The 10,014-nt window shown below is 70.6% G+C and carries 9 protein-coding genes; 2 read left to right on the top strand and 7 right to left on the bottom strand.

Annotation, left to right across the window (positions count from 1 at the left end; all coding sequences use genetic code 11):
- Positions 1–408: 408 nt before the first annotated feature.
- Both fomD and GPJ59_RS27900 read right to left on the bottom strand, forming a co-directional pair.
- Positions 409–1,131 carry a cytidylyl-2-hydroxypropylphosphonate hydrolase gene (gene fomD / locus GPJ59_RS27905; protein ID WP_219670466.1) on the bottom strand — a complete coding sequence of 241 codons (723 nt, stop codon included), beginning with the start codon at positions 1,129–1,131 and terminating at the stop codon, positions 409–411.
- Positions 1,132–1,212: 81 nt separating this feature from the next.
- Positions 1,213–2,679, bottom strand: coding sequence for a class II fumarate hydratase (locus GPJ59_RS27900; protein WP_308120523.1), 1,467 nt, complete (start codon positions 2,677–2,679; stop codon positions 1,213–1,215).
- Positions 2,680–2,786: 107 nt separating this feature from the next.
- On the opposite strand from GPJ59_RS27900, the gene GPJ59_RS27895 reads away from it, so the two are divergent.
- Complete coding sequence (locus GPJ59_RS27895; RefSeq protein ID WP_219670465.1) at positions 2,787–4,310, top strand: ricin-type beta-trefoil lectin domain protein; 1,524 nt, start codon at positions 2,787–2,789, stop codon at positions 4,308–4,310.
- A 97-nt stretch (positions 4,311–4,407) separates the two neighbouring features.
- Here GPJ59_RS27895 and GPJ59_RS27890 read toward each other — a convergent pair whose 3' ends face one another.
- Together GPJ59_RS27890 and GPJ59_RS27885 are read right to left on the bottom strand one after the other, a co-directional pair.
- Positions 4,408–5,046 carry a hypothetical protein gene (locus GPJ59_RS27890; protein ID WP_219670464.1) on the bottom strand — a complete coding sequence of 213 codons (639 nt, stop codon included), beginning with the start codon at positions 5,044–5,046 and terminating at the stop codon, positions 4,408–4,410.
- A gap of 158 nt (positions 5,047–5,204) precedes the next feature.
- Positions 5,205–5,972 (bottom strand): glycerophosphodiester phosphodiesterase, encoded by a 768-nt coding sequence (locus tag GPJ59_RS27885; RefSeq protein WP_219670463.1) that lies wholly within the window; start codon positions 5,970–5,972, stop codon positions 5,205–5,207.
- Positions 5,973–6,026: 54 nt separating this feature from the next.
- Between GPJ59_RS27885 and GPJ59_RS27880 the strand changes: the two genes are divergently transcribed.
- Complete coding sequence (locus tag GPJ59_RS27880) at positions 6,027–6,380, top strand: hypothetical protein (protein WP_219670462.1); 354 nt, start codon at positions 6,027–6,029, stop codon at positions 6,378–6,380.
- A 311-nt stretch (positions 6,381–6,691) separates the two neighbouring features.
- Here the strand turns inward: GPJ59_RS27880 and GPJ59_RS27875 are convergent, their stop codons facing one another.
- From GPJ59_RS27875 to GPJ59_RS27865, 3 genes are all read right to left on the bottom strand, one after another.
- Positions 6,692–7,498, bottom strand: a complete 807-nt coding sequence (locus GPJ59_RS27875; protein WP_258025022.1) for a helix-turn-helix domain-containing protein — start codon at positions 7,496–7,498, stop codon at positions 6,692–6,694.
- Between the two features lie 23 nt (positions 7,499–7,521).
- The gene (locus GPJ59_RS27870; protein WP_258025021.1) at positions 7,522–7,878 is read right to left on the bottom strand and encodes a DUF6879 family protein; all 357 of its coding nucleotides are present in this window, start codon (positions 7,876–7,878) and stop codon (positions 7,522–7,524) included.
- A 182-nt stretch (positions 7,879–8,060) separates the two neighbouring features.
- Positions 8,061–9,728, bottom strand: a complete 1,668-nt coding sequence (locus GPJ59_RS27865) for a fumarate hydratase (protein WP_219670461.1) — start codon at positions 9,726–9,728, stop codon at positions 8,061–8,063.
- Between the last annotated feature and the right edge of the window lie 286 nt (positions 9,729–10,014).

Raw genomic sequence — 10,014 nt, 5'->3', positions numbered from 1 at the left:
CCGAGAGATCTACGCGGGTAGGATCGTCGGCGCTGTTAGATGTATAGAGGGAACGGGGCGAGGGCCTTGCCGTGGCTCTGGTCGTCCCGGCCCGCGGCGGAGGCGAACAGCGCGGAGCCGCCCGCCGCGGCAGGCTGCGGCTGCGGGCCCTCGTGAGAGGTGGGGTACTCCGTCACGCGTGGAATTCCGTCCGTTTGCGCTCGTTGTGCGCTGCACTCAACTCGTTCAGTCGCGGTATACCCGCTCAGCGGCGGGGGCACCGTCACCCCCGGCCACCTCCCCCAAAACTTCGTCCGGGTGGTGCCCTCCAGCCCGCTCGGCGTCAAGTCCTGTGCACAGCCTGCCACTTACGTAGCAGCCTTCCGGAGGACGATCCTACGTTTGAACCCCGGGGGCGCATCAAGGGTCTCATGAGGTCATATGCGCCGGGGTGCGGTCCCAGTCCTCCGGCAGCACCGGAACGCGCCAGGCCGGATCGGGCCGCCAGTCCTGCCACCGCTCGCTGAACGGCGGCCCCCAGGCGCTGATCAGCTCCACCGCCGAGCGGCCCGCGGCGCGGACCCCGGCGGCCTGCGCGGGCGGCATCAGCCCGGCGCGCTGGGCCTGCGCGAACTCGTCCTCGTCCCGCCACTTCCACGTACGGTCGGGGTAGACGGAGATGTCCAGGAAGTGGTCCTCGGAGTCGACCCCGCCGGCCCACCGGGTCCTGGGCGTCTCCAGGTTGACGTACCAGCTCTTGAACCGCCAGCCAGGCTCCCAGAACAGCCACACCGACCACGGGTCGCCGGGCCGGGCCAGCTTGAGCACGCCCGTGCCGAACCAGCGCGACCGGACGGTGGTGCGCGGGGCGGTGTAGCGGGTGGCGAGCGGCTCGTCGTGCACGGCGGTGCCGTCGGCGAGGACCGGTCTGACGCATTCGGTGCCCGGGGCCATCCACACGGCCAGCAGGTCCTCGGTGTCCTGGACGACGGTCACCGGGCGGCAGATGTGGACCCGGCCGCGCACGGCGGGGGAGTGGTCGCGGTAGCGCCAGAGGATGTGCTCCCCGGGCTTCCAGTAGGCGGCCGGCCCCTGCGTGCCCGGTGCGCCGGTGCCCGCGTCGCCGCCCCCGCGGCCTGGCGTTCCTGTCATGCGCAGATCTTAGGCGGTGTCCGGCGGGCCGGGCCCGGCCCGCCGCACACCGCCCCGGGCGCGGGGCGGCGGCGCAGATGCCTACGGGCGGGTCATGCGCAGCACGTCGAGGGCCTGGTCGAGCTGCTCCTCCGTCAGCTTTCCGGCCTCGACGTAGCCGGACTCCAGCACGACCTGGCGGATCGTCTTGCGTTCCGCGAGGGACTTCTTGGCGACCTTGGCCGCCTCCTCGTAGCCGATGTACCGGTTCAGCGGGGTGACCACGGACGGGGAGGACTCGGCGTACTCCCGGGCCCGCTCGGTGTCGGCGGTGATCCCGTCGACCGTGCGGTCGGCCAGCAGGCGGCTCGCGGCGGCGAGCAGCCGGACCGACTCCAGGAGGTTCTTGGCCATCACGGGCAGCATCACGTTGAGCTCGAAGTTGCCCGCGGCGCCGGCCACCGCGACCGTCGTGTCGTTCCCCGTCACCTGCGCGGCCACCATCAGCACGGCCTCGGGGACCACGGGGTTGACCTTCCCCGGCATGATCGAGGAGCCCGGCTGGAGGTCGGGCAGATTGATTTCGGCCAATCCTGTGCGCGGGCCCGACGCCATCCAGCGCAGGTCGTTGGCGATCTTCGTGAGGGAGACCGCGATCGTCCGGAGCATGCCCGAGGTCTCCACCAGCGCGTCCCGGGCGCCCTGCGCCTCGAAGTGGTCGCGGGCCTCGGTCAGCGGCAGCCCGGTGTTCGCGGCGACCTCGGCGATCACGGCGGCCGAGAAGCCGGGCGGGGTGTTGATCCCGGTGCCGACGGCGGTCCCGCCCAGCGGCAGCTCGGCGAGCCGGGGCAGCGCCGCGCGCAGCCGCTCGACGCCGTAGCGGACCTGGGCGGCGTACCCGCCGAACTCCTGGCCCAGGGTGACCGGGGTGGCGTCCATCAGGTGGGTGCGGCCGGCCTTGACCACCTCGGCGAACTCGGCCGACTTGGCCGCGAGCGACGCCGCGAGGTGCTGGAGGGCGGGGACCAGGTCCTCGGTGACGGCGGCGGTCGCGGCGATGTGGATGGAGGACGGGAAGACGTCGTTGGAGCTCTGCGAGGCGTTGACGTGGTCGTTGGGGTGCACGTCGCGCCCCAGCCGCTCGCTCGCCAGGGTGGCGATCACCTCGTTGGTGTTCATGTTGGACGAGGTGCCCGAGCCCGTCTGGAAGACGTCCACCGGGAAGTGGTCGTCCCACCGCCCGTCGGCCACCTCCAGCGCGGCGGACCGTACGGCCGCGGCGATGTCCGGATCCAGTACCCCCAGCTCGGCGTTGACCTTGGCAGCGGCCGCCTTGATCCGGGCCAGGGCGGCGATGTGGGCGCGCTCCAGGCACTGGCCGGAGACGGGGAAGTTCTCCACCGCCCGCTGGGTCTGCGCACCCCACTTGGCGTGGGCGGGGACGCGTACCTCGCCCATCGAGTCGTGCTCCACGCGGTACGCCGCGGCCGCCCCGGCCGCCCCGGACTCCTCGGCGGACGTGTCGCCGGACGTGTGGGCGGGCTGCTGCGGGCTCTGATCGTCGGTCATGTTCGTGGCCTCCTCTAAAAGTTGAGCAATTGTCTTGTTCGAAGTGTTCCCAACTCCCCTACTGGCCAGTAAATACCGGGGGTAACACCGACACCGGGGAGGCGCTCATGGCGCGTATCAAACCCAGACTCAGATCTACCTTCGCCGCCGTCGCGGCGATCGCGGCCGCCCTCGGGGGCGTCACCGCCATCACCCCCATGGCCCAGGCGGCACCCGCCGCGGGCCCGGCGGCCACCCCGCTGCCACCCGAACTGGAGGCCGTCCGCGCCGCGGAGGCCACCCGCATCTACGGCGACCCCGCCATCCGCCCGATGGCCGAGCGGAAGACCGGGCTGATCTCGCTCGGCGACAGCGAGATATCCGGCGAGGGCGTCGGCAACTACGACCCCGCCACCAACACCTCGTCCAACCAGTGCCACCGCTCCCCGGACACCGCGATCCACCGCACCGGGATCCCGGCCGACCTCACCTTCAACGTCGCCTGCTCGGGCGCGTACACCGGGAACATCAGGATCGGCGGCAGCAAGCAGTACGCCGACGAGCTGGTCCAGAGCGACAGCCTGGCGATCAAGGCGCGCAACACCCGCATCAAGATGGTGCTGCTGGTCGCCGGCGCCAACGACGACCTCCAGTTCGGCCCGGTCATGACCGACTGCGTCACCCGCTGGGTCCTCAGCCAGGGCACCTGCGAGCCCAAGTACGCCCCCGGCTGGCAGGCCCGCGTCGACGGGCTGCGCCCGAAGGTCGAGGCCACCGTCGGCGACCTCAAGAAGGTCATGCGCGACGCCGGCTACGCCGACACCGACTACAAGCTCGTCGTCATGGGCTACCCCAGCCCGATCGGCCCCGACTTCTACGACAACCCGAACTTCCCCGGCAAGCTGCCCGGCGGCTGCGCCGGCTACGACTCGGACGCCACCTGGGGCCGCAACGACGCGGTGCCGGCGTTCGAGAAGGGCATGCGGGCGGCCGCCCGCAACTCCGGGGCCCTCTACCTGGACAACTCCCGGCTCTTCCACGGCCACGAGGTCTGCATGGAGGACGCCTGGGCCCGCGGCCTCTACCTGGACCTCGGCGACCACTTCCCGTGGGACGAGAACACCGCCCGGCAGTCCTTCCACCCCAACTACCGGGGCCACGGCGCGTTCGCGTCCTGCCTGACCCAGTTCTACGGCTCCGGCCTGAGCGAGGCCTCCTGCGCCGACCCGGCGAGCACCGGAACCCCGGTCCTGCAGAGCGGGGCCTGGGACGACCTCTACAAGCCGCTGCGGAACGAGGCGACCGGCAACTGCCTCGACACCTTCGGCGGGGCCAGCGCCAACGAGACCGAGGTCGTCGGCTGGGACTGCCACGGCGGGCGCAACCAGGGCTGGTGGTACGACGCCGCGCGCAGGTCCGTCCACTCCGAGCTCACCCACGACCGCTGCCTGGACGTGCCCGGCGCCTCCTACGCCGCCGGCACCGGGGTGATCCTGTGGAACTGTCACGGCGGCGCCAACCAGCAGTTCGTCCGCGACGGCGCCACCCTGCGCCCGGCGGCCGCCACCGGCCTGTGCGTGACCGTCGCCGCCGCGCACGAGCCGGCCCGCCTCCAGCCGTGCAACGGCTCGGCGAACCAGCGCTTCGCGTAGACCCCGCCGCACATCCCCGTACGACCCCCCACATCCGGCCGGCGCACCCCGGCCGGATGTTCTGTTTCTTATGGGCGGGGCGCGGGGTGCCGGGAACTCACCCGCGCAGCGGCGGCAGCGGGGCGGAGGCGACCTCGAAACCGCCCTCGGTCACGGTGGCGAACGGCGCGGGGGCCATGCAGGTGCCGACGCGCGGGTTGAAGGGCTCGCGGCCGGGGTCGATGTTGGCGACGCCCCAGGAGAAGCCCAGCCGGTCGGGCCCACCGCGGCGGCCGTCCTGGACGCTGATGCCGAACCGGTCCCCCTGCTCCCAGACGTTCGACTTCGTCACGACGGCCGTGAGGGTCGCCACCCCGTCGCCGGTGACCAGACAGTCCACCTCGGCCTCGGACGTCCCCAGGCTCCCGTCGGCCGCCACCCGGTGGTACACGGTGACCTTGCCCTTGGCGTCCACCGGCATGCCGGGCTGCCGTTCCCCGTCCAGGACGAAGGGCCGGGTGTACGGGGCCGCCTCCGCGTCCACGGCGAACCGGATCTCGTCGTCCGGCGACGCGTACGCGTACAGCACGCGCGCGGCCCCGTGAACGGCGGCGGCCCGGGCGCCAGCGCCCGTGCCCGCGTCCGATGCCTGGCTCGGCGCGGCCTGGCTCGGCGCGGCCGGCGAGGGCGCGGCGGACACCAGGCCGGCGACGGCGGCCAGCGCGACGACGGACACGGCAGCGGTACGAAACCGCATACGAACCCTCATATGAACTCCCCTGGTCAGGCGCCCCGTTCGGGCACAAGGCCAGCCTCGCCCGCGCCCCCGCGCCCCTCCATCCGCCGATCGGCAGGATCTCGCGCGGCACGCCTGCCCCGATCGGCAGACCCACCGGCGCCGCGACGCTGCGCGGATCAGAGGGAGTCCAGGTACTCCCGCACCTGCCGGGGCCGGTTGGTGATCAGCGTGTCCACGCCGAGGCGCAGGCACAGCTCCACGTCCTCGATCTCGTCCACCGTCCACACCCGCACCCGCAGCCCCTTGGCCTTCAGCCGCCCCACCAGCCCCGGATCCTGGCGCACCAGGTCGATGCCGGGCCCGGCGTGGCCCGCGAACGGCGGCCGCGGCGGGCGCACGGCCCGCTCGATCAGGTACACGGCCGGCAGCCCGGGCGCGAGCCGGTTCAACCTGACCAGCGCGTTCCGCGAGAAGCTCATCACCTCGACACGGCCACCGGCGCCGTCGGCGAGCCCGTGGTCCTTCAGCACCCGCACCAGCTCGGCCTCCAGGCGGCCGCCGGCGCGGGTGGGGTGCTTGGTCTCCACGGCCAGCCCGACGGGCCGGTCCGCGGCCAGGGCCTCCTTGAGCAGGTCCTCGAACAGCAGCACCTGCGCACCCCGGTGCGCCTCACCCTTCCAGCCGCCGAAGTCGAGCGCGGCCAGCTCCTCGTACGTCATCGCGGAGACCACCCCGCGCCCGTCGGAGGTCCGTTCCACCCGCCGGTCGTGCACGCACACCAGCCGCCCGTCGGCGGTCAGCCGCACATCGCACTCCAGGGCGTCCGCCCCGTCGGCGATGGCCTGCCGATAGGCGGCGAGCGTGTGCTCGGGGTGCTCGAACGAGGCCCCGCGATGAGCGACGACCCGCACGTCGCGTGCGGTGAGGCGCGGCAACTGTGTCATACCCCCAGACGCTACCCGCCCCCACGGGACGCCCCGGTACCGCATGCTGTCCGGATGACCGAACAACAGTTGTACGCGAGCCTCCACTGCGAGCCCTGCGAGGAGTGCGTCCGGGAGGAGCGGCAGTCCGTCCAGGACGGCCGGCTCCGCTGGGAGGCGTACGACTACTGCCCGCGCTACTCCGTCCAGGCCTGCGACCGCGGCTGGGGCGTCCCGCCGCCCTGGGTCCGCGAGCGCATCGTGGCCCGTGAGGGCACGGTCCACCTGCCGGTCGGCGGACCCGACGGGGTACCGATCGCACTGCTGCGCACGGTGTACGGGCTGACCATCGCCGAGACCGCCGCCGCACGAGCCACCGGCTGGTATGCCACCCCCACCGAGGCCCGCTACCTGACCACCGGCCGGTAGGGGGCGATTTTCAGAGCAGGACCCGGGTACCTGTGACGTGCCCGGGTCCTCCTTCGGCGCGTCATCGGCGCGACCCGTCCGCGTTGACGCACCGGGTGTGCCAGTAGGCGACTTTCGGCGGGCCGTCCTTCTGTCCGAGCATTCCCCGTCGGGCGAGCTGGTCAAGGGGGATGGGCATGCTGCACGACGGACACGTCTCGCGTTTTGCGGTGTACGTCGCGTACTCGAACGTGTCCGTCCTGGTTGTCATTGCGCACCCCTCGCCACTCCGGGAATCGACAACCAATGGTGGCCGGATGCGGTGCGTGGTCCTAGGAGCTTTCCTGTTCGCGCAAGAAGTGATCTCGCATGCTTACGAGGAGAGCCCTCATTTCGTCACCGTAGACGGCTGCTGCGGCGAACCTCTCGAACGTGTCGACGTAGGTCTGCACGTCCTTCGGGTCGCGCGTCGTGATCTCTGAATGGAAGGTCTCCGCGATCACAATTCGGTCGTCATGGAGGCTGAAGCACGTCATCGGGAAATCCGGCATGGGTGGATCAAGCGGCAGCACCCCGATGCTGACGTTGGGGAGACGCGACAGGGACACAATGCGATCGAGTTGCAGCGCAAGGACGATCGGGGGCGGTACGCGCCATCGAAGGACGTGCTCACAGATGAGGAACCGAAACGTTCGCTCCGGGTCGTGCAAGGTCTCCTGCCTTTCAATCCTCGCTGCGACGGTGCGCGCCCTGGTCTCAGCCGGCAACACCGGGGGGACGCTGAACACGGCTGAGGCGTACTCGGGGGTCTGGAGGAGGCCCGGTACCAACTGCCCCTGAAACAGACGGAGCGTCCGAGTTCCCGCCTCAATGGCCTTGATGGTGTTCTGATGCTTCCAGGGGCCCATACGGCGGAGCAGGCGCCACGCCATGGCCTCCGTGGCTTCGGCGCGGGCAGTGTTCAGGAACTCGTCCTTCACCGCCTGAGACACCCCGAGAGCCGACAAGACCAGGTCGACGTCTTGAACGGTCGGCCGAACCTTCCCATTCTCAATCTTGGAAAGCTTCCCGGCAGACATGGAAGCCCTGCGGGCCACTACGTCACCGGTGAGTCCCGATGTTTCCCGTAGTGCCCGCAGGGCTGTACCGAGTGAATCGCCGGTCAGTGGTGCCGCTCCCAGTACGTAGCGAACGGCGTAGCGGCCGTCAGGGCGCGGTCGCGATAACCCTGGTACTCCGTGAGCCTGTCCGGGGGCAGGATTTCTGCCCCCGTGAACTTGCCCTCGGTGGTGTAGTGCATGCGGTAGACGTCGCGGTCATCCATCAACCAGAAATCGTGATCAGGGAGTCCGGTCACGCTCTGCTCGGCCAGGTCGATGATCCCGATGGTTTCCCCGGCCTTGACATTGCCGGGGTATGCAGCCAGTTCGTACCGCAGATATTCGGTCAGCGGGGACCGCAGGACGTGAACGCGCGACACCTCCGGGTTGCCCGACAGCTTCCGCAACGGTCCGCTCACGGCATCCCCCTCAGGTCGACAGCCTTTGCCGCGTTCGATGGTTCCGAGTAGCCGTGATCAAGGTCAAGACCCCCGGCTTTCCAGAACAGGAAACCTGCCCGGAGGTCACGCCCGACGCACCGCGCCCACGCAGAGAGCCCCCAGCGGTGGCCAGGGGCTCTCAACGCGCGTACGGCTTCAGATCAGCTCAGGCCCGGGCCGCGGACCGGGATGTGGGTGAAGGTGGGTTCCGGGGCCGGGTTCTGGAAGAAGTCGTTGCCCTTGTCGTCCACGACGATGAACGCCGGGAAGTCCTCGACCTCGATCTTCCAGACCGCCTCCATGCCGAGCTCCTCGTACTCCAGGACCTCGACCTTCTTGATGCAGTCCTGGGCCAGGCGGGCCGCCGGGCCGCCGATCGAGCCGAGGTAGAAGCCGCCGTGGCTGCCGCAGGCGTCGGTGACCTGCTGGGAGCGGTTGCCCTTGGCCAGCATGACCTTGGAGCCGCCCGCCGCCTGGAACTGCTCGACGTAGGAGTCCATGCGGCCGGCCGTGGTCGGGCCGAAGGAGCCCGAGGCGTAGCCCTCGGGGGTCTTGGCCGGGCCGGCGTAGTAGACCGGGTGGTCCTTGAGGTACTGCGGCATGCCCTCGCCCGCGTCCAGCCGCTCCTTGATCTTGGCGTGCGCGATGTCGCGCGCCACGACCAGCGGGCCGGTCAGGGACAGGCGGGTCTTCACCGGGTGCCGGGTGAGGGTCGCCAGGATGTCGTCCATCGGCTGGTTCAGGTCGATCCGCACCACGTCGCCGGCCTCGTCGAGGTGCTCGTCGGTGGTGTCCGGCAGGAAGCGCGCCGGGTCCCGCTCCAGCTGCTCCAGGAAGACGCCCTCGGCGGTGATCTTCGCGACCGCCTGGCGGTCCGCCGAGCAGGACACCGCGATCGCGACCGGCAGGGAGGCGCCGTGGCGGGGCAGGCGGACCACGCGCACGTCGTGGCAGAAGTACTTGCCGCCGAACTGCGCGCCGATGCCGATCTTCTGGGTCAGCTCGAAGACCTGCTGCTCCAGGTCGAGGTCGCGGAAGCCGTGCCCCAGCGCCGAGCCCTCGGTGGGCAGCTCGTCCAGGTAGTGCGCCGAGGCGTACTTCGCCGTCTTCAGCGCGTGCTCCGCCGAGGTGCCGCCGACCACGATGGCCAGGTGGTACGGCGGGCAGGCCGCCGTGCCCAGCGAGCGGATCTTCTCCTCCAGGAACTTCATCATGGACGCCTCGTTGAGGACGGCCTTGGTCTCCTGGTAGAGGAAGGACTTGTTGGCCGAGCCGCCGCCCTTGGCCATGAAGAGGAACTTGTACGCGCCGCCGTCGGTCGCGTACAGCTCGATCTGCGCGGGCAGGTTCGAGCCGGTGTTCTTCTCCTCCCACATGGTGAGGGGGGCCATCTGCGAGTAGCGCAGGTTGAGCTTGGTGTACGCGTCGTAGATGCCGCGCGAGAGGGCTTCCTCGTCGCCGCCCTGCGTGAGGACGTTCTGGCCGCGCTTGCCCATGACGATCGCGGTGCCCGTGTCCTGGCACATCGGCAGCACGCCGGCCGCCGCGATGTTCGCGTTCTTGAGGAGGTCGAGCGCGACGAACTTGTCGTTCGACGAGGCCTCGGGGTCGTCGATGATGCGGCGCAGCTGCGCGAGGTGGTCCGGGCGCAGGAAGTGCTGGATGTCGTGGACGGCCTCCTCGGCCAGCTTGCGCAGCGCCTCGGGCTCGACCTTGAGGAACGTACGGCCGTCAGCCTCGAACGTGGACACGCCCTCGGACGTCACCAGTCGGTAGGGAGTCTTGTCCTCTCCCAGGGGGAGCAGGTCGGTGTACGCGAACTCCGGCATCTTGGCCATTCCTCACTCGGCAGACAGCGCTGGCGAACTGTTGGCAGCGCAGTCAACCAGCGTAGGACCTCTCCTGGGGGGCGTGTCTGTGAGGTAAGGCTCACTCGGCGCTCACCCGGACACTCCCGGCACTCACAGCGGCACTCGCTCAGCAGTATCGCGATCTATCGTGTTTGGCTATGCTGGTTGACGTGGACCTGGAAAAGCACCCCGCTGCCCCTGCCCCTCACGCGCCTGCGCCCGTGGCGTCTGCCGCCCCCGCCGCTCCGGCCGCCGCCCCGCCGGC

Origin of the sequence: Streptomyces bambusae (assembly GCF_019400985.1) — a bacterium.
GTDB classification, from domain to species: Bacteria; Actinomycetota; Actinomycetes; order Streptomycetales; family Streptomycetaceae; genus Streptomyces; species Streptomyces bambusae_A.
Note: the sequence above shows the minus strand (reverse complement) of the source record. Positions and strands in the feature narration are given on the sequence as shown.

Coding starts and splice junctions, on each gene's coding strand:
- fomD (WP_219670466.1), bottom strand. CDS start 1,131: ATGACAGGAACGCCAGGCCGCGGGGGCGGCGACGCGGGCACCGGCGCA.
- GPJ59_RS27900 (WP_308120523.1), bottom strand. CDS start 2,679: ATGACCGACGATCAGAGCCCGCAGCAGCCCGCCCACACGTCCGGCGAC.
- GPJ59_RS27895 (WP_219670465.1), top strand. CDS start 2,787: ATGGCGCGTATCAAACCCAGACTCAGATCTACCTTCGCCGCCGTCGCG.
- GPJ59_RS27890 (WP_219670464.1), bottom strand. CDS start 5,046: ATGCGGTTTCGTACCGCTGCCGTGTCCGTCGTCGCGCTGGCCGCCGTC.
- GPJ59_RS27885 (WP_219670463.1), bottom strand. CDS start 5,972: ATGACACAGTTGCCGCGCCTCACCGCACGCGACGTGCGGGTCGTCGCT.
- GPJ59_RS27880 (WP_219670462.1), top strand. CDS start 6,027: ATGACCGAACAACAGTTGTACGCGAGCCTCCACTGCGAGCCCTGCGAG.
- GPJ59_RS27865 (WP_219670461.1), bottom strand. CDS start 9,728: ATGCCGGAGTTCGCGTACACCGACCTGCTCCCCCTGGGAGAGGACAAG.